This window comes from Tabrizicola sp., from assembly GCF_034366665.1.
In the GTDB taxonomy this organism is placed as follows: domain Bacteria; phylum Pseudomonadota; class Alphaproteobacteria; order Rhodobacterales; family Rhodobacteraceae; genus Tabrizicola.
In genome coordinates this window covers 1-18,121 of the sequence record NZ_JAXMMF010000146.1, presented here as the reverse complement: position 1 = coordinate 18,121, position 18,121 = coordinate 1, and the positions used below count along the sequence as shown (strand labels likewise).

The window sequence follows — 18,121 nt, the reverse complement described above, 5'->3', positions numbered from 1 at the left end:
ACGAAAAAAATCTGCAGCGCGCCAAAACCTGTCCTTTTGGATATGTCCAATTGCACAAGCGTATAACACACGGTGCGGTTGTCCTGACCTGCCCGCGAGAGCAGCAGAGCCGAATCATCACTCGCCCTATAGTGGTATCGCATTTCGCGTTGCATTTTGCATACACAACCACCCTCTCGTCGCATTTTGCGAAAAACTTGATCATTGCGTTGCAAGAAACTGTACACAGGTTAAAACCCATACACTGTAGGTAGTAGAAACAACGCTGGCCTGAGGGGCCCTGAATGCGCGCCTGGCAGGTCATTGACTTCGGTACGAACCCTATCCTGTCCAGGATCGAACCGCCAACACCCGCTAAAGGCGAACTTGTCCTGCGGGTGGAAGCAGTCGGGCTCAACTTCGCGGATATGCTGGCGATCCAGGGGAAATACCAGGTTCGGCAAGCCCTGCCCTTCGTCCCCGGCATGGAACTGGCCGGAGTGGTCGAAACCCTTGGACCGGGGACCACTGGCCCCTCTCCTGGCACCGCGGTGCTTGCGACCTGTCCTGCGGGCGCCCTTGCCGAACGCATCTGCCTGCCCGCCAACCGGGTCAGCCCCCTCCCCCCCGGCATGAGCTTCACCGAGGCCGCAGGCTTTCCCATCGCCTACGGCACATCGCATCTGGCGCTGACGCACAAGGCGCGGTTGCAGCCGGGCGAGACGCTTCTGGTGACCGGAGCGGCGGGAGGTGTGGGGCTGACGGCGGTCGAGATCGGCAAGCGGCTTGGGGCGCGGGTCATCGCCTCAGCCCGGGGCGATGCTCGCCTTGCGGTGGCACGCGACGCCGGGGCCGATGTGCTGATCGACAGCGACACGCCGGACCTGAAAGAGCGGCTCAAGGCCGAAGGCGGGCTGGATGTCGTCTATGACGTCGTGGGCGGCCCGGCCTTCGACGCGGCGCTGCGGGCGTGCAAGCCGGATGGGCGGCTGCTGGCCATCGGCTTCGCCTCGGGCGAAGTGCCGCAGATCCCTGCCAACATCCTGCTGGTCAAGAACCTGACCGTTTCCGGCTTCTGGTATGGCGGTTACGAGACACACGCGCCCGACCTGGTCGCCGCCAGCATGGCGCAGCTGCTGCGCTGGCGGGCCGAGGGGCTGCTTCGGCCGCACGTCAGCCACGTCCTGCCCTTCGAGGCCTTCCCCGAGGGCCTTGCCCTGCTGCGCGACCGCAAGGCCACCGGCAAGGTCGTCATCCGCGTCGGTCAGGCGCCGTAGGCACAGCGCAGCTCGCTGACCAAGAGGTCCAGCGCCTCGTCCGACCGGCGGTTGCCGCGATAAAGCGCCAGCTTCATGTCCCCGACTGGTGGCAACTGGTTCTCGCCGCCGATCACGCTCATCCCCTCGGGGATGCTGCTTGCCATACGCACCGAAACGGCCAGATCGGCCGCGACCGTCGCCTCGACGGCCTGTTCGCTTTCGCCGCCTGTCGCCATCTCCCAGGGAATGCCCGCCGCATCCAATGCAGCCTGCGCGCGGGGACGGAAGATGCAGGTGTCCTTGAAGCCCAGCCGCAGGGGCCGCCGCTGCCAGGCGTTGCCATCGGGGGCGCCGACCCAGACCAGCTGCCGCGTCGACAGCACTTCGGCCCCCGGGTCCGGCGTATCCTCGGTCGTCAGCATCACGTCAAAGCCGCCACGGGCATAGTCCTGCTTCATCAGGATAGTGAAGGACGACACCAGGTTGATCCGCACCCGCGGATAGGCCTGGGCCATCCGGCGCAGGATGCCGGGGATCGCCGGATAGACCACGTCATGCGGCACGCCCAGCCGGATTTCGCCCTGGCAGCAGGTCGCCGCCAGCTGTGACAGCGCCTCGTCGTTCAAGGCCAGCATGCGCTTGCCATAAGACAGAAGCTGCTCTCCCTCGGGCGAGAGGGCCAGCTTCCGGGCCGCGCGCAGGAACAGGGTCATCCCCAGCGCCTCTTCCAGCCGCTTGATCTGCATCGAGACGGCAGACTGGGTCAGGTTCAGATAGCCCGCGGCCCGGGTGACGCCGCCGACATCGGCAACCGTGACGAACGAACGCAGCGAGGCAAGGTCGAGGTTCCGGGGCATATCACAGATCCTGATGGGTCATCCAACAATCATTCGTTTCCATCATGCACGGGACAGGCGCATTGTTCAAGCATCCTGATGCAACCGCTTCGCCCCATCACCAACGAAGATGAAGGAGACCACCATGCCCGCCTTCCGCCTTGCCCTGCCGCTTGCCCTGCTTCGCCCTTCGGCCCTGGCCCGGTTGCCGGCCCGCCTGCTGGCGGCCCAGGCCCTTGCGCGGTCGCGCCGCTCGCTTGGTCGGCTGGACGACCATATCCTGCGCGACATCGGCCTGACCCGTGAACAGGCCGAATCCGAGGCCCTTCGCGCCGCCTGGGACGCGCCGATGCACTGGAAGGGCTGAAACCTGTACATTTTCGCCACTTCTGCGCGGTCAAGGTGCTTGAAATGCTGTACAGGGTTCCCAATATTCTGTGCACGAGGTCGCGCCGGTCCCCCCGGCGTTGCCCTTAGGGACAACATCGGAGGCTTCTATGGCTCAGTTTGATACGGTCCGCAGCGTAGGCGTTGGTGCCCGCGCGCAGATCGACGAAGGGCTTCGCGCCCATATGAACAAGGTCTACGGACTGATGTCCGTGGCGATGATGGTGACGTTCGGTGTCGCCTGGGCCGTCGGCACGTCCGACGCGCTGCTGTCGATCTTCCGCACGCCCGAAGGCGGGATGACGATCCTTGGCTGGGTCGCCATGTTTGCTCCGCTGGCGCTGGTCTTCGCGTTCGGCGCGATGATCAACCGGCTTTCGGTCGCTGGCGCGCAGCTGTTCTTCTACGTCTTCGCCGCCGCGATGGGTCTGTCCATCGCCTGGATCTTCAAGGCCTTCACCGGCGTCTCGGTCGCGCAGACCTTCCTTGTGACCTCGATCGCCTTCGCGGGCCTGTCGCTGTACGGCTACATCACCAAGCGTGATCTCAGCGGTATGGGCACCTTCCTGATGATGGGCCTGATCGGCCTGATCGTCGCCTCGATCGTGAACATCTTCCTCGGCTCCGGCGCCCTGGCCTTCGCGATCTCGGTGATCGGTCTTCTGATCTTCGCAGGCCTGACCGCCTTCGACACCCAGCGCATCAAGACGGACTACATCGCCCATGCGCAGTCGATGGATCAGGAATGGCTTGGCAAGTCCGCGATCATGGGCGCGCTGAACCTGTACCTGAACTTCATCAACATGTTCATGTTCCTGCTGCAGTTCATGGGCAACCGCGAATAACGCAGGCAACATCAACCGAAAGGGCCGGTCGCAAGACCGGCCCTTTTCTTTTGTGCCCCTAGGTCCGGGTCAGGTCCGCGACCATCCGCATGACCGGAAAGGCGATCCCCGGCCCCAGGACCAGTTCCTGAGCGTTCATGGCGCGGAACTTCAGCGACCGGTAGAACGGAACCGCCGTCCGGGTCGACAGGCAATCCAGCCAGCGCACCTCGGCCTCCCGCGCTTCCTGCATCACCCTTTCCATCACCATCCGCCCCAGGCCCTGCCGCACTGCGTCGGGATCAGTCGCCACGTGCCGCACATGTCCTGTCGTCTCGGCCACCGCCCTGCCGGAGGGGCTTTGCCTGGACCAGCCCCCTGCCGCCAGAATGCGGCCCTGGGCGTCCTCGGCGACGAAATAGCGACCCGAGGCCAGCAACTCGGGCTGAGCCCGCGCAAAGCGGGGCACCGCCAGCACCAGGGTCGAAGGGGGATAGTCCGCCGCAAGCAGGCGGGGGTAGCTGCGCATCAAAAGCCGGTCGACTCCGCCCAGATCGGACGGGGCAGCGCGGCGAAGCGTGATTGTCTGGGCCATGCCGGCAATGATGGAGCATTGCACCGGAAAGGAAAGGCCTAGACCACCACCGCCCCGAATACCCGGCCAACGGCCCAGGTTACCGCCATCGCGACCGCGCCCCAGAAGGTGACGCGCAAGACGGCGCGCGGGATGTTGGCACCCCCGGCGCGCGCGCCGACAGCGCCCAGAAGCGCCAGAAACAGCAGGGACAGGCCGGTGACCCACAGCGCAAGCTGCGGTTCGGGCGCCAGCGCCGCCGCTGCCAAGGGAAGCGCCGCCCCCACTGCGAAAGTCAGCGCCGAGGCCCCGGCAGCCACCAGCGGGCGCGCCTCGGTGTGCTCGAAGATTCCCAGTTCGTCGCGCACATGCGCGGCCAGCGGGTCCTTGGCATGCAGGGCTTCGGCCACTTGCCGCGCGAGTTCTGGTGGGACACCCCGGTCCTCGTAGATGCCAGCCAGCGCGCGCAACTCCTCAGCCGGGTCGGCGGCGATCTCGGCCCGCTCGCGCGTGATGTCCGCCGCCTCAGTGTCGGACTGCGACGAGACGCTGACGTATTCCCCCGCCGCCATCGACAGCGCCCCGGCCGCCAGCCCCGCGGCCCCGGCAACCATCACCTCGGCCCGGCCCGAGGCCGCCGCGACGCCCACGATCAGCGAAGCGGTCGAGACGATCCCGTCGTTGGCCCCCAGCACAGCCGCCCGCAGCCAGCCCACGCGCGCGACATAGTGTTCCTCGCGATGATTGCGTTCCATGACCGAACCTCCATTGCTGGACCCGTCCTCTGCCCGCAAGGGCGTCGGGTCAAGTCGAACCGCGTCAGCGTAAGCTTATCGCAAAGGAAAGGGGCCGCGCCCCAACGGACACGGCCCCCGAACCTGCGGTCAGGCGCGATCTTACTTGATCTTGCCTTCCTTGTATTCGACATGCTCCCGCTTGACGGGATCGTACTTCTTGATGACCATCTTTTCGGTCATCGTCCGGGCGTTCTTCTTGGTCACGTAGAAGTGGCCGGTGCCCGCGGTCGAGTTCAGGCGGATCTTGATGGTGGCGGGCTTTGCCATGGTCGTTTCCTCTGCATCGGGGAATCCGTATCCCCCGGTGAAATCCTTGAAGCCCGCCTTTTATCCGTCTTCGTGGCAGAGTCAACCGCAATCGGGCGGGTTATTGCCACATGGCGGCGCGCAGCTCCCAAGGGGTCACCTTGCCGTCGCCATCGGTATCGGCGGCGTCGTACTGCGCCTTCTCGGCCGCCAGGAATTCGGCCATCGTGACCTTGCCGTCCCCGTCGCCGTCCTTGGCGGCAAAGCGGGCGGCATGGCGTTCCTGCATGTCCGGCATCATGCCCCAGGGGCTCATCATCCCCATGCGGCCTGCGCCGAACTCTCCCGCTTCCAAGGATCCGTCAGCACTTGCGTCCATCAGCGCGAACATCGCCTCGGCGTGCGAGGCAGCCTCTTCGGCCGAGATGTCGCCGCTCTGGTCGGCGTCAAGGCTGCCCATCATCATGCCGCGCCCTTGGCCCATACCCATGCCTCCGCCCATGCCACCAGGACCCATTCCCCATCCGGGGGCCGCGCCGTAGCCGGGTCCCATTCCGTAGCCGGGGCCCATACCCTGCCCCCAGCCCTGACCCGGACCCCAGCCCTGCCCTGGACCCCAGCCCTGGCCCATATCCCAGCCCGGTCCCTGCCCCCAGCCCCAGCCGCTGCCCCAGCCGCTGCCCCAGCCCGACTGCCCCTGGGCCAAAAGCGGACTGGCAGCACCAAGCCCCACGACTGCAACGACACCGATCAACTTGAACATCGCAAGCCTCCTGTTCCGGGGCGGACGCGCCCCATGACGACAGAAAGCGCCCGAAACGGGCCGCTCGCCTTGACCCACGTCAACGGCACGGGATCGTGAAAGCAATTGCGCGGAGAGCCTGTAAGCCGGATTCTGTCCCCCCCGGGCCGTGACCCGGGGCTGGATGACCATTCCTCTGCCAACCGTGTTGCCACGGCGGTCAAGCTGCCAACCCGGGCCTCTCGGGCGTTGGCGTCCCTGCGGGCGGTATCGACGGCTTGCACCGCGACCGGCCCCCGCGCGAGGCCCCTATTTGGCATTGCTCCGGGTGGGGCTTGCCGTGCCGGTCCTGTTACCAGTCCCGCGGTGGGCTTTTACCCCACCGTTTCACCATCACCCTTGCGAACAAGGGCAGTCTCTTCTCTGTGGCGCTTTCCCTGGGGTTACCCCCGCCGGGCGTTACCCGGCACCCTTGCCAACGGGAGTCCGGACTTTCCTCGAAACCTTGCGGCTCCGCGGTCATCCAGCCCTCCGCGCGCCGGTCAGTTAGGCATCCGCAGGGGTTCCGTCAACCGCAAAGCGCCGCAGCCCGGCCGCCAGCGCCCGATCAGTGTCATCGACAGGCCCGCAGGCCCAGGGCCGAAACCGCAACCGGAAGGCTGACAGCAGAGTCTCGGGCGCGGTGTCTGGGTAGCCGAACGCCCTCAGGTCGGCCCGGAAATCGCCAGGCTCGGCCAGTTCCGGCCAGACCGACAGCCCCTGCAGCGCAAGCCGCCGCCAGTCAAAGCGCGGCCCGGGGTCGCCCTTGCGGTCGGGCGCCATGTCGCTGTGGCCGATGACGGCCTTGGGCGGCAGGGCGTGTCGGTCCAGAATTCCCGCCAGCAAACGCTCCAGCGCAGTCATCTGCGGCTCGGCAAAGGGGTCGCGCCCGGTATTGGCCAGTTCGATCCCGATGGAGCGTGAATTGACGTCGTCTGCGCCGGACCATTCCCCTGCGCCCGCATGCCAGGCGCGCGCGGCCTCCTCCACCAGGGACAGGACCGTGCCGTCGCCGTCAATCAGGTAATGCGCCGAAACCTCGGCTGCGGGATCGCACAGCCGGTCCAGCGCCGCAGCGCAGGAGGGCATGGCGGTATAATGCAGGACCACAAGTTCGACCCGGCCCCTGCCCCGCCTCTCGCCAAAGTTCGGCGAGGGGTGCGTCAGGTTCACTGCAGCGCGGTGCGGAACGGACGCGGGTCCCAGGCGCAGGCAAAGCCGTCGCCGTCCGGATCGACGCCCATCCGGTCGCGGTCCGGGCCGCCCTTGGCCAGGAAGTCCTGCTGCGCCTGATCCGGCGACGCGTATTTCCCGCAGGCCGAGTTCACGTCACGGATGCCAAGGCCCGAGCGTTTGTACATCTGCACGCCAGGGGCATGCCGGGTGGCCAGCGCGAATTCCACGATGTTCGGCCCGGTATCGCCCGGCCGCTGCGGCAGGGCACCCGGCTGAACCACGACATATTCCGCCCGGTTCCGCGCGATCCGCTCGGCATCGCTTTCGATGGTCTCGCGGGCCGCCACGGCGTCGAAATCCTGCTCGTCCGAGATGCCGGTGTTGTTCGGCGTCACCTCGCCCGATTCTTCCCTGATCCCGGCCGGAGCCCCGCCGCGCGGACGCTCGGCGTTGTCGGTCGGGGCTGCGGCGACCGCGGTCGGCAGCGGTGTCGGCGTGACCGGGGCCACCGGAGCCACCCCCTGCGCCCGGTCAATCGCCGCCGATGCCGCTGCGGGGTCAAAGGCCCCACCCGGCGGCGGCACTGTCACCGGCGCGCCCGCAGGGGTCGGGGCCGCGCCACGGACATAGCTGTTATAGTCCTGGAAGCCCACACCGGGGCCGGTCGACGTGGTCGTAGGCGTGCAGGCGGCCAGCAGAAGGGCAGCCAGCGCTGCGCCAGCGGCGGGAAGGAAGGTACGGCTCATTCACTGCCTCGATGGGTGCGTTTTGCGGCCCATTACCACCATTTGTCGGCTTTGGCCACAAACCCGGCGCGGCTTTCCAACACATGTGCGTAATTCAGCAACTGTGCCTCGTCCCAGGGCCGCCCGATCAGCTGCAGCCCCAAGGGCAGCCCCTGCGCGTCCAGCCCCACCGGCACCGCGATTCCCGGCAGGCCCGCCAGGTTCACCGTGACCGTGAAGACGTCGTTGAGATACATCTTCACCGGGTCCGCATCCGCCATCTCGCCCAGACCGAACGCGGCCGACGGAGTCGCGGGCGTCAGGATCGCATCCACCCCCGCTTCGAACGCAAGCTCGAAGTCCCGCTTGATCAGCGCCCGCACCTTCCGCGCACGGTTGTAATAGGCGTCATAGAAGCCCGCCGACAGCACATAGGTCCCCACCATGATCCGGCGCTGCACTTCCGGCCCGAACCCCTCGGCCCGGGTCTTCTCATACATCTCGGTGATGCCATCCCCGGCGCTCAGCTTCGCCCGATGCCCGTAGCGCACCCCGTCATAGCGGGCGAGGTTCGACGACGCCTCGGCGGGCGCGATCACATAATACGCGGGCAGCGCGTACTTCGTGTGCGGCAAGGAGATGTCCCGCACCTCGGCCCCCGCATCGCGCAGCATCTCGATGCCACGAGACCAAAGCGCCTCGATCTCGGCAGGCATCCCGTCCATCCGGTATTCCTTGGGGATACCGATGACGCGGCCCCGGATATCCCCGGTCAGCGCCGCCTCGAAATCCGGCACCGGAATGTCGGCGCTGGTCGAATCCTTCGCGTCATGCCCCGACATCGCCTGCAACATGATCGCCGCATCGCGCACCGTCTTCGTCATCGGCCCCGCCTGATCCAGGGAGGAGGCAAACGCCACGATACCCCAGCGCGACACACGCCCATAAGTCGGCTTGATCCCCACGATCCCGGTGAACGCCGCAGGCTGGCGGATCGACCCGCCGGTATCCGTTCCCGTCGCGGCAAGACACAGATCCGCCGCCACCGCCGCCGCCGACCCGCCCGAGGACCCGCCCGGCGTCAGCATCCGGTCATCGACGCGCCAAGGGTTCACGGCATTACCGTAAGCCGAGGTCTCGTTCGACGACCCCATCGCGAACTCGTCCATATTCAGCTTGCCCAGCATGACCGCGCCCGCGTCGAACAGCTTCGACGTGACGGTGGATTCATACTCCGGCTTGAAGCCTTTCAGGATGTTCGACGCAGCCTGCGACGGCACCCCTTTGGTGCAGAACAGATCCTTGATTCCCAGCGGAATCCCGCACATCGCCGGGGCATCCCCCGCCGCAAGCCGCGCATCCGCCGCCCGCGCCTGCTCCAATGCGATCTCCGGCGTCTTCCAGACAAACGCATTCAGCGCATCGCCCGCGTCGATCGCCGTCAGACAAGACATCGTCAGATCGACCGCCGAAATCTCGCCCTTGCGCAAGTTGTCCCGCGCCGCGGCAATGGTCCAGGTATTGCTCATTCCACCACCTTCGGCACGGCAAAGAATCCCTCACGCGCGTCCGGAGCGTTCTTCAGCACCTGCGCCTGGATGTTGCCATCCGTCACCACGTCGGCGCGCCGCTTCAGCCGCATCGGCGTGACGCTGGTCATCGGCTCGACCCCGGTCACGTCGACCTCGTTCAGCTCTTCCATGAAGCCAAGGATGCCGGACAGCTGACCGGCCAGCTTCGGCAGATCGGCCTCCTCGACCCGGATGCGGGCCAGCTTTGCCACCTTGCGGGCGGTATCGATGTCAATCGCCATCGGGCTCTCCTAGAGGTTTGGCCTCGTTTAGCGGCCCGCGCCCCGCCCCGCAAGCATGTGCCGCCGCCAGACCTCGATCATCCAGCCCAGCATCAGCCCGTTCAGGAGATGCCACAGGAAATGCGTCCCCAGCGTCAGGGTATCGCAGACCGGCCCGTCCAGCGTGCGGAAGGCCAGGCTGACCACCAGGATCGCCGCGCCCAGCGCCATGCCCCGCGCTGTCTCGGGCGACCGCCGCCACAGCACCCCCGCATAGATCAGGATCAACAGCGGCACCGGCGCATAAGCGGTCGAGGACCCCAGGACCGGCAGCAGCGCCGCAAAGACCGGGACCATCAGCGCGGCATAGGGAAGGAAGGCCAGTACCGCCACCCAGGGACGCCAGCCGCCCAGGCCAAGGAAATCCCGCGTGGCCGCGAAGATGTAGATCAGGATGAAGCCCAGAATCGGCGTCACATCCAGCAGCGCCGTCAGCCCGTTGGCATGGGTATGGAAAAGCCAGGACCCCAGCCCGATCGCCGCCAGCACCGCGCTCAGCGCCCGGCCCAGCGGCAGCCCCGCCGTCCGCCGCCACATCACCCAGGCCGCCAGCAGGAAGGCCAGGTTGGTGACCGCGTTCACCGGCTCGGCCCAATAGGCGGCGCTTGTCCGCTCGCAATAGGTGTCGATGGGATCGAACATGGTTGTCATCCTGCCGTCAGTCCTAGATGGTATGCGCCTCCCGGACATATAGCGAAGGAACTCGCATGCAGATCACATGGCTTGGCCATTCCGGCTTTCGCATCCAAATCGAAGACGCCGTCCTTCTTGTCGACCCCTGGTTGACCGGAAACCCCCTCTTCCCCGCCGGGCGCGAGGATGAGGCGGTGTCCGGCGCGACCCATATCCTTCTGACCCACGCCCACGGCGACCATGCCTCGGACGCGGGACGGCTGGCCAGGCAATTGGGGATCAAGGTCCATTGCATCCATGAGTTGTCCGAATGGCTGAACGGCCAGGGCGTCGAAACCGTGGGCTTCGGCAAGGGTGGCACGCTGACCCTGAACGGGGCGAAGGTCACGATGGTCCACGCGGTCCATTCCGCCTCGATCGACTTCGGGGACAAGGGTCTTCTCCCCGCAGGCGACGCGGCAGGCTTCATGATCGCGGGCGAAGGCCACACGATCTACCTCTCGGGCGATACCGACATCATGGCCGACATGGCCTGGATGGCTGAATATCACCAGCCCGACATCGGCATCCTGGCCTGCGGCGGGCATTACACGATGGACATGGAGCGCGCCGCCTGGGCCGCGCGAAAGTGGTTCAACTTCCGCTGGGTGATCCCCTGCCACTACAAGACCTTCCCGATCCTCGCCCAGGACGCGACCGCGCTCCGCGCCGGCTTGCCGCCGGGGATCGAGGTGATCGAGCATGATGTCCTCGACCCGATCCGGATCTGACGCCAACGGTCCTCGCTGGCCAAGCAACCCACAAATCAGCAGCGTGACGGTGGGCCTTGACCCACCGTCACGCATGATCCCGGTCCGGCGGCCCCGGCACCTTCGGACCTTTCATCTTTGCCCAAATATCCCCGCCGGAGGCTGCCGCCCGTCACCGGACGCAGCGATCCTGCTTTCAGACTGGCGCAAATATCCCCGCCGGAGGCTCCGCACCCAAACCTGCGCACCACTTCGCCTTGGGAAAGGACAACCGCCACACAGGGGCGTCCCCTCTCCCCCCGGGAGAGAGGGTCAGGGTGAGGGGCGGACCGCCGGTCATTCCTGGCACCCCGCCCACCCGGAGGTCTACCGCCCCCACCTCCAACGGCTACCCGCGCTTGCCCACGAAGAATTCCTTCAGCAGCGCCTCGGCCTCGCCCGCGCCGATCCCGTCATAAACCTCGGGCGCGTGGTGGCACTGCGGATGGCTGAAGACCCGCGCGCCCACGGCGACCCCCCCGGACTTCGGGTCCGCCGCGCCATAGTAGAGCCGCCCGACCCGCGCCGCAGAGATCGCGGCGGCACACATCGGGCAGGGTTCCAGGGTCACGTAAAGGTCGCAGCCCACCAACCGCTCCGATCCCAGCAGCGAACAAGCCTCCCGGATCGCCAGCATCTCTGCGTGCGCCGTCGGGTCCGCCAGCTCCCGCGTTCGGTTGCCCGCCCGGGCCAGCACCCGGTCGCCCTGCACGACAACGGCCCCGACCGGCACCTCGCCCCGCGCTGCGGCGGCCCGCGCCTCGTCCAGCGCCAGCCCCATGAACGACCGGAACCCTTCGCGTTGCTCTTTCATGCCCGCTTCAATATCCTGCGCACCCGGCCGCCCCCTGGCCCGAAGGATGATGGCCATGCCCGGAAAAGAAAAGCCCCCCGCCCCGAAGACTGCCCTGAAGACTGCGGGGAAGACTGCGGTGAAGACTGCTGACAACGACGCGACCGACACCCCAGAGGGTGAACGCATCGCCAAGGTCCTGTCCCGCGCCGGCATCGCCTCGCGCCGGGAGGCGGAACGTCTGATCGAACTGGGCGAGGTCAAGGTCAACGGCAAGACCATCACCTCCCCTGCGCTGAACGTGACCGCGAAGGACAAGATCACCGTCCGGGGTGAACCCGTGGGCCAACCCGAACCCCCGCGCCTGTGGCTCTATTACAAGCCCGAAGGCCTTGTGACCTCGGCCTCGGATGAAAAGGGCCGCGACACGGTCTTCGACCACCTGCCCGAGGACATGCCCCGGGTGATGTCGATCGGGCGGCTGGACCTCAACTCCGAAGGTCTCCTCCTGCTGACCAACGACGGCGAGCTGAAGCGCAAGCTGGAACTGCCCTCGACCGGCTGGCTGCGCAAGTACCGGGTCCGCGTGAAGGGCAACCCGACCGAGCCCGAGATCGAACCCCTGCGCAAGGGAATCACTGTCGACGGCGACCGCTTCCAGCCGATGGAGGTAAAGATCGACCGCCACCAGGGCGCCAACGCCTGGCTGACCGTCGGCCTGCGCGAAGGCAAGAACCGCGAAATTCGCCGCGCGATGAACCACATCGGGCTGACGGTGAACCGGCTGATCCGTATCTCCTACGGCCCCTTCCGTCTGAACGAGTTGCAACCCGGCGAGGTCGAGGAGCTGAAACCCCGCGTCCTGCGCGAACAGCTGGGCCTCGCGGAAGAGGCCGAGGCGCCGAAGCCCGTCCGCAAGCTGGCCCCAAGGCCGGGCAAGGTTGGAACACGGTCCACCGGACCGGGCGAAGATCGCGCGAAACCCGCGACCCGGACGCCAAAGCCCGGCCAGGGGTTGAAGCAACTGTCCGACACCTGGCAGAAGGCGACCCGCGCCCCGGCTAGCAAGGGCGACCGACCCGCGTCAGGTCCCGCCACCGGGCGCGCGCCCCGGCCCGCCGGTTCCCCGACCCGAACCGGCCCGCGGTCAGGGGGACCGAAGAAGGGCTAGACCCTGCCCTTCGCTTCCAGCGCCGACAGGCTGTCGGGCAGGAAGCGTTCGGAAAACCCGGCAAGAAAGCACCAGACGATCAGCTTGGCAAAGGCTGGCGTGGGGCCGCTGTAGCCGTCGGCCCCATGATCCTGCCACAGCCGCCCAAAGCCCCCGGCTGCCCCTTGGGCTTGCGGCAAAAGCTCGCCCCCGATCAGGCGGCCCGCGATGACGAAATAGACCACCAGTGCCGAAAGCCCGCCCACAAGCAGCCGCAGCAGCAGCACCTGCCAGGCATAGCCGTTTTCCAGATCATCGACCGAAAGCTGCGCCGCTCCGGTCTGGAAGGCGACCAGCCGGGACACATAGGCCCCCAGGACGCCAAACCCGGTCGTCAGGGCAAGATTGTACTGCGCCAGAAGCTGATGGCCTGCCGGATGGTCAGCCTGCAGCCCAAGGCCGACCAGAACCGCAACCAGCCCGCCGGTCAGCACAAAACCCAGCCGCGCCAGCCGTCCCGCGGCCTTGCGCCGTTCGATCCGTTCGGACTGTCGTGCGGCCTGGCGCAGATGGATGTCGCGCAAGAGCCGCGCCAAGAGCGCCTGCTTTTCATCGTCGCGGACCTGGACCTCGCGTCGTTTGGTCAGACCGGCAAGCGACGGCACTGCCAGCCGCCCCGCGGTCAAAAGCGCGCCGTCCAGCGCCAGGTCCAGTTCCGGCCCGACCAGCATCGGCAGCATGAGATACTCGATCTCGTTCGGAACCGACCAGTTCGGCGCACCAAGGGGTTTGGGCGGCGCTTGCAGCAGCTCTTCCAGTCGGGCGGACCGGCGCGAGGGGTCCTGCGCCAGAAGCCGGTGATAACTTGCCGCCAGCGCCGCCATGCGGGCGGACCAGGCGCGCTCGGCCCCCGTCGTGGGTGTTCCCGTGCTGGTGATCTCGTGACTGGGCCTGTGCTGCATCCTGTCCCCCTTGTGCGGAACCAGGGGGCCAGATTGCCGTTGCCAAGGGGTGAACCACCCGCTCGGTGACAAGCGGGGGTGAAGATTGCCGCCTATTCCCCCTTGGCGTGACTGGCATGGGGCGGGGGCATCGGCTAAGGTCGGGCAAAGCGGCAGCAAAGGGGGCGTTGGCGATGTCGGGCGGCGGAATTCGGACGCTCTCGCTGGTGCTTCTGGTCTTCCTGGTGGCCTATGTCGCCTGGTCGGGAGGCGCGTGATGGCCGAGCGCTTTGGCGGCAAATATTCCCCCGGTGGCGGATCGGCAGGGCCGGTGACAACGCCTCCGGCCGCGCCAAGGGTGACGGGGAAATGGCGCACGACGGTGCTGTTCCTGACGGCCTTTCTGTTCCTGTTTCCCGCCTTCGGCGATGGCCCGCGCGAGATGCTGCTGGGTCTTATGGCCGGCGGGCTGATCGTGCTGGCGGCCTGGCTCACCCGTGAGGGGATGGTGGCCGAGGCGGCGTACAACGCCCGCAAGCTGGCGCGGCGTCCGGCCTTCCCGCGCAAGGCGGCCGGGGCGGTGGCGACCGGGGCGGCCTTGGCCGTGGGCGGCGTTATCGCGGACCAGGGGCTGGTCTATCCGGTGCTTTACGCTTTGGTCGGGGCTGCGTTGCATCTGGGGGCTTTCGGGCTGGACCCGATGGCCGACAAGGGGATGGAGGGGATCGACGCCTTCCAGACCGGCCGCGTCGCAAAGGCCGTCGAAGAGGGCGAGGCGCATCTGGCCGCGATGCAGGACGCGATCCTGCGGGCGAGAGACCGGTCACTGGAGAAGCGGGTCGCGCAGTTCTCGGGCGTGGCGCGGGGCCTGTTCCGCACGATCGAGGGCGATCCGGGCGACCTGACGGCGGCGCGGAAGTATCTGTCGGTCTATTTGATGGGTGCCCGTGATGCGACTGTCAAATTCGCCGATCACTATGCCCAAACCCGCGACGCCGGCGCGCGGGCGGATTACGAGGCGCTCTTGACCGATCTGGAAACCACCTTCGCGCAGAAGTCGACGGCCTTCCTGTCGAACAACCGCACCGATCTGGACGTGGAAATTGCCGTGCTCCGCGACCGTCTGAAGCTTGACCATTGAACCCAAGGGGGATTTCCCATGTCCACGACCGTCCAAGCCGATGCCCAGGCCTTCCTGACCGAAGTCGAGAAGGTGACTGCCGTGATCCTGCCCGAACCGATGGCTGAGGTCGTCCCGCTGGAGACCGCCCCTGCCGACAAGGCCGAGGCGATCAAGAAGCGGATGTCCGAGGTCGACCTGTCGAACACCCAGTCGATCATCAGCTTCGGGTCCTCTGCGCAGGCCGAATTGCAGGTGATCAGCCAGGCGATGCTGCAGGACGTGAAGAACAAGGACGTAGGCCCCGCTGGCGACAGCTTGCGCAAGATCGTCACCACGATCCGCGGCTTTGCGGTCGACGAGCTGGACCTGCGGCGCGATGCAAGCTGGTGGGAGCGTCTGCTGGGACGGGCCGCGCCTTTCGCGGAATTCGTCGCGCAGTACGAGGATGTCCAAGGCCAGATCGACAAGATCACGGGCGAACTGCTGACGCACGAGCACACCTTGCTCAAGGATATCAAAAGCCTGGATGTCCTGTATGAGAAAACCCTGACCTTCTACAACGAACTGGCTCTCTACATCGCGGCGGGCGAGGCGAAGCTGGCCGAGGTCGAGGCGACTGCGATCCCCGCCAAGGAGGCCGAGGTTGCGGCTGCCCCCGAGGCCGACCAGGTGATGAAGGCGCAAGAGTTGCGCGACCTGCGCGCGGCGCGGGATGATCTAGAACGCCGGGTGCATGACCTGCGGCTGACCCGGCAGGTGACGATGCAGTCGCTGCCCTCGATCCGGCTGGTGCAGGAGAATGACAAGAGCCTGGTCACCAAGATCAACTCGACCTTGGTCAACACCGTGCCCCTGTGGGAAACCCAGCTGGCGCAGGCGGTGACGATCCAGCGGTCGAAGGAAGCGGCCGAGGCTGTGCGGGATGCCAACGACCTGACCAACGAGCTTCTGAAGGCCAATGCCGAGAACCTGCAGGAAGCCAACCGGGTCGTGCGCGAAGAGATGGAGCGGGGCGTCTTCGATATCGAGACGATCAAGGCGGCCAATGCCACGTTGATTGCCACGATCAACGAAAGCCTGGCCATCGCGGACGAGGGCAAGGCACGCCGCGCCACCGCCGAGGTGGAACTGGTGAAGATGGAGGCCGAATTGCGCGACACCCTGGCATCGGCCAAGGCGCGGCAGACCACGCCCCCGGCGACGGCCTGAACGACCGGGATGGTGCGGGTGAAGCGAGTCCACTTGATGATGGCCGGGGCCGCGATGCTGGCGCTTTCCGGCTGCATGGGTGCGCCCGCGCCCACCTCTGCGCCCCCTGCCCCGGTGGTCGCGCTGGCCCCGCCACCACCTACGCCGAAAAGCGTGGCGGCTACGGCCTACTACGCCCAGATCCAGCAGGTTCTGCTGCGGGAAGGCATGTTGCGGACCGACCCGGGAAGCGACATCCCGATCCGGGCCGAACGGCTGACCGAGAACTTCCTGAAGATTGCGCTCTTTCAGGAATTCTCCCGCGGCCGGGGCGGGATCACCCGGGAAGAGACCGCCTCGCCGCTGACGCGCTGGCGCGATCCGGTCCGCGTCGCCGTGCGCTTCGGGCCCTCGGTGCCCGCCGAAAAGCAGGCCACCGACCGGGCGCGGATCGCCAGCTATCTGGCGCGGCTGTCGCAGGTCACCGGGCATCCCATCGGCCTGACCGACGTGGCCCCGAACTTCTGGGTCTACATCGTCTCGGAAGACGAGCGCGAGGCGCTGGGGCCGGAACTGGCAAGCCTGCGGATTGGCATCGCCCCCGATGTGATCCAGGCGGTGACGCGGATGAGTCCGACGACCTATTGCAACGTCTTTGCGATCTCGGGCGCGGAAAGCCACCTGCACCGCCACGCCGTTGCGGTCATCCGGGCGGAAAACCCCGACCTTCTGCGCTTGTCCTGCTTTCACGAAGAAATCGCGCAAGGTCTTGGCCTGCCCAACGACAGCCCCCGCGCGCGCCCGTCGATCTTCAACGACGACGAGGAATTTGCGCTGCTGACCGACCAGGACGAACTGATGCTGCGCATCCTGTACAGCCCCGAGCTGCGCCCCGGCATGACGGCGGCCGAAGCCCGGCCCATTGTTGAATCCCTTGCTCGCCGGCTGGTCGGCGGCGAAAGTTAGAACCCCAAACGGAGGGTGGCCAAATGGTCTTCGATTTCCTCAAAGGCGAATTCATCGACGTCATCTCGTGGCTCGACGATACGCGCGACACGATGGTCTGGCGGTTCGACCGGCGGGGCCAGGCGATCAAGATGGGCGCCAAGTTGACGGTGCGCGAAGGCCAGGCGGCGGTCTTCATCCATGAGGGGCAGCTGGCAGACACGTTCCAGCCCGGTCTCTACATGCTTGAGACCAACAACATGCCGATCCTGACCACGTTGCAGCACTGGGACCACGGCTTCCAGAGCCCGTTCAAGTCCGAGGTCTATTTCGTCAATACCACCCGCTTCAATGACCAGAAGTGGGGCACGAAGAACCCGATCATGGCCCGTGACCCCGAGTTCGGGCCGGTCCGCCTGCGGGCCTTCGGGACCTATTCGATGCGCGTCACCGATCCTGGCAAGTTCATGACCGAGATCGTGGGCACCGACGGCGAGTTCACGTCCGACGAGATCAGCTTCCAGATCCGCAACATAATCGTGCAATCCGTCAGTCAGGTTCTGGCAAAGTCGGGAATCCCGGTCCTGGACATGGCCGCGAACCTGGCGGACCTGGGCAAAATCATTGCCAACGCCATTGCGCCGCAGGTGGGGGAGTACGGGATTTCGATCCCGGAATTCTACATCGAAAACATCAGCCTGCCGGAAGATGTCGAGAAGGCGCTGGACAAGCGCACCTCGATAGGGGTGGTGGGCGACCTGAACCGCTACATGCAGTACAACGCCGCCGAGAGCATGTCTCAGCCCGGCAGTGCGATGGGCTCGGCGATGGGGGCCGGGATGGGCATGGGGATGGGTGCCTCGATGGCGCAGAACATGGGACCGTGGGGGTCGCAGCCCGGGGCTGCCGCTGCGCCGCCGCCGCCCCCTCCCCCACCGCCGCCGGCGGCGAAGGTCTGGCATCTGGCGGTGGATGGGTCCACCTTGGGGCCGTTTGGTGAGGGCGATCTGGCGAAAGCCGCCGCCGAGGGTCGGCTGACGCGCGCGACGATGGTGTGGACCGCCGGACAGGACGGCTGGAAAATGGCCGCCGAGACGGAGTTGGCGCGGCTGCTGGACCAGGTG

The 18,121-nt window shown here is 66.7% G+C and carries 22 protein-coding genes and 1 other RNA gene; 10 read left to right on the top strand and 13 right to left on the bottom strand.

All coding sequences use genetic code 11. The annotated features are described in order from the left end of the window. Positions 1-284: 284 nt before the first annotated feature. The gene (locus U1E69_RS20570) at positions 285-1,256 is read left to right on the top strand and encodes an NADPH:quinone oxidoreductase family protein (RefSeq protein WP_322246276.1); all 972 of its coding nucleotides are present in this window, start codon (positions 285-287) and stop codon (positions 1,254-1,256) included. Here U1E69_RS20570 and U1E69_RS20565 read toward each other — a convergent pair. After that, complete coding sequence (locus U1E69_RS20565) at positions 1,244-2,095, bottom strand: LysR family transcriptional regulator (RefSeq protein ID WP_322246275.1); 852 nt, start codon at positions 2,093-2,095, stop codon at positions 1,244-1,246. The two genes, U1E69_RS20570 and U1E69_RS20565, sit on opposite strands and share 13 nt — an antisense overlap. 124 nt (positions 2,096-2,219) lie before the next feature. Between U1E69_RS20565 and U1E69_RS20560 the strand changes: the two genes are divergently transcribed. Continuing rightward, a complete protein-coding gene (locus U1E69_RS20560; RefSeq protein WP_322246274.1) occupies positions 2,220-2,441 on the top strand; it encodes a DUF1127 domain-containing protein in 222 nt (73 codons plus the stop codon). A gap of 130 nt (positions 2,442-2,571) precedes the next feature. Continuing rightward, positions 2,572-3,306, top strand: coding sequence for a Bax inhibitor-1/YccA family protein (locus tag U1E69_RS20555; RefSeq protein WP_322246273.1), 735 nt, complete (start codon positions 2,572-2,574; stop codon positions 3,304-3,306). A gap of 58 nt (positions 3,307-3,364) precedes the next feature. On the opposite strand, the gene U1E69_RS20550 is transcribed toward U1E69_RS20555, so the two are convergent. The 10 genes from U1E69_RS20550 to U1E69_RS20505 form a co-directional block, all read right to left on the bottom strand. After that, positions 3,365-3,880 (bottom strand): GNAT family N-acetyltransferase, encoded by a 516-nt coding sequence (locus U1E69_RS20550; protein WP_322246272.1) that lies wholly within the window; start codon positions 3,878-3,880, stop codon positions 3,365-3,367. A 38-nt stretch (positions 3,881-3,918) separates the two neighbouring features. Continuing rightward, positions 3,919-4,614: a VIT1/CCC1 transporter family protein gene (locus U1E69_RS20545; protein WP_322246271.1), complete on the bottom strand. Its 696-nt coding sequence runs from the start codon at positions 4,612-4,614 to the stop codon at positions 3,919-3,921. A gap of 141 nt (positions 4,615-4,755) precedes the next feature. Then, positions 4,756-4,923 carry a 50S ribosomal protein L33 gene (gene rpmG / locus U1E69_RS20540; RefSeq protein WP_135448918.1) on the bottom strand — a complete coding sequence of 56 codons (168 nt, stop codon included), beginning with the start codon at positions 4,921-4,923 and terminating at the stop codon, positions 4,756-4,758. 100 nt (positions 4,924-5,023) lie between these two features. Next, the gene (locus U1E69_RS20535; protein WP_322246270.1) at positions 5,024-5,665 is read right to left on the bottom strand and encodes a hypothetical protein; all 642 of its coding nucleotides are present in this window, start codon (positions 5,663-5,665) and stop codon (positions 5,024-5,026) included. A gap of 105 nt (positions 5,666-5,770) precedes the next feature. After that, positions 5,771-6,179, bottom strand: an RNA gene (gene rnpB, locus U1E69_RS20530) — RNase P RNA component class A. 11 nt (positions 6,180-6,190) lie between these two features. After that, positions 6,191-6,856 carry an N-acetylmuramoyl-L-alanine amidase gene (locus U1E69_RS20525; RefSeq protein ID WP_322246269.1) on the bottom strand — a complete coding sequence of 222 codons (666 nt, stop codon included), beginning with the start codon at positions 6,854-6,856 and terminating at the stop codon, positions 6,191-6,193. Further along, positions 6,853-7,605, bottom strand: a complete 753-nt coding sequence (locus U1E69_RS20520) for a hypothetical protein (RefSeq protein WP_322246268.1) — start codon at positions 7,603-7,605, stop codon at positions 6,853-6,855. The genes U1E69_RS20525 and U1E69_RS20520 overlap by 4 nt, the downstream gene beginning before the upstream one ends. A 32-nt stretch (positions 7,606-7,637) precedes the next feature. After that, a complete protein-coding gene (gatA, locus tag U1E69_RS20515; protein WP_322246267.1) occupies positions 7,638-9,113 on the bottom strand; it encodes an Asp-tRNA(Asn)/Glu-tRNA(Gln) amidotransferase subunit GatA in 1,476 nt (491 codons plus the stop codon). Further along, entirely contained in the window at positions 9,110-9,397 is a 288-nt protein-coding gene (gene gatC / locus U1E69_RS20510) for an Asp-tRNA(Asn)/Glu-tRNA(Gln) amidotransferase subunit GatC (RefSeq protein WP_294974160.1), read from the bottom strand. The genes gatA and gatC overlap by 4 nt, the downstream gene beginning before the upstream one ends. 27 nt (positions 9,398-9,424) lie before the next feature. Further along, positions 9,425-10,087, bottom strand: coding sequence for a ceramidase domain-containing protein (locus tag U1E69_RS20505; protein ID WP_416200311.1), 663 nt, complete (start codon positions 10,085-10,087; stop codon positions 9,425-9,427). 56 nt (positions 10,088-10,143) lie between these two features. On the opposite strand from U1E69_RS20505, the gene U1E69_RS20500 reads away from it, so the two are divergent. Further along, positions 10,144-10,839, top strand: coding sequence for a metal-dependent hydrolase (locus U1E69_RS20500; protein ID WP_322246265.1), 696 nt, complete (start codon positions 10,144-10,146; stop codon positions 10,837-10,839). A 367-nt stretch (positions 10,840-11,206) separates the two neighbouring features. On the opposite strand, the gene U1E69_RS20495 is transcribed toward U1E69_RS20500, so the two are convergent. After that, on the bottom strand, positions 11,207-11,671 hold the full coding sequence (locus tag U1E69_RS20495) for a nucleoside deaminase (protein WP_322246264.1): 465 nt from the start codon (positions 11,669-11,671) through the stop codon (positions 11,207-11,209). A 55-nt stretch (positions 11,672-11,726) separates the two neighbouring features. On the opposite strand from U1E69_RS20495, the gene U1E69_RS20490 reads away from it, so the two are divergent. Next, positions 11,727-12,821 carry a pseudouridine synthase gene (locus U1E69_RS20490; RefSeq protein WP_416200310.1) on the top strand — a complete coding sequence of 365 codons (1,095 nt, stop codon included), beginning with the start codon at positions 11,727-11,729 and terminating at the stop codon, positions 12,819-12,821. On the opposite strand, the gene U1E69_RS20485 is transcribed toward U1E69_RS20490, so the two are convergent. After that, on the bottom strand, positions 12,818-13,762 hold the full coding sequence (locus U1E69_RS20485) for a hypothetical protein (protein ID WP_322246262.1): 945 nt from the start codon (positions 13,760-13,762) through the stop codon (positions 12,818-12,820). The two genes, U1E69_RS20490 and U1E69_RS20485, sit on opposite strands and share 4 nt — an antisense overlap. Before the next feature lie 107 nt (positions 13,763-13,869). Here U1E69_RS20485 and U1E69_RS20480 point away from each other — a divergent pair, with 107 nt between their 5' ends. The 5 genes from U1E69_RS20480 to U1E69_RS20460 form a co-directional block, all read left to right on the top strand. Continuing rightward, complete coding sequence (locus U1E69_RS20480; protein WP_322246261.1) at positions 13,870-14,019, top strand: hypothetical protein; 150 nt, start codon at positions 13,870-13,872, stop codon at positions 14,017-14,019. Beyond that, complete coding sequence (locus U1E69_RS20475; RefSeq protein WP_322246260.1) at positions 14,019-14,882, top strand: 5-bromo-4-chloroindolyl phosphate hydrolysis family protein; 864 nt, start codon at positions 14,019-14,021, stop codon at positions 14,880-14,882. Before U1E69_RS20480 ends, U1E69_RS20475 begins: the two co-directional genes overlap by 1 nt. An 18-nt stretch (positions 14,883-14,900) precedes the next feature. Next, the gene (locus tag U1E69_RS20470) at positions 14,901-16,073 is read left to right on the top strand and encodes a toxic anion resistance protein (RefSeq protein WP_322246259.1); all 1,173 of its coding nucleotides are present in this window, start codon (positions 14,901-14,903) and stop codon (positions 16,071-16,073) included. Positions 16,074-16,082: 9 nt separating this feature from the next. Next, complete coding sequence (locus tag U1E69_RS20465; protein WP_322246258.1) at positions 16,083-17,018, top strand: DUF2927 domain-containing protein; 936 nt, start codon at positions 16,083-16,085, stop codon at positions 17,016-17,018. A gap of 23 nt (positions 17,019-17,041) precedes the next feature. Next, positions 17,042-18,121: SPFH domain-containing protein (locus tag U1E69_RS20460; protein ID WP_322246257.1), on the top strand; the 1,080-nt coding region annotated here is incomplete at its 3' end.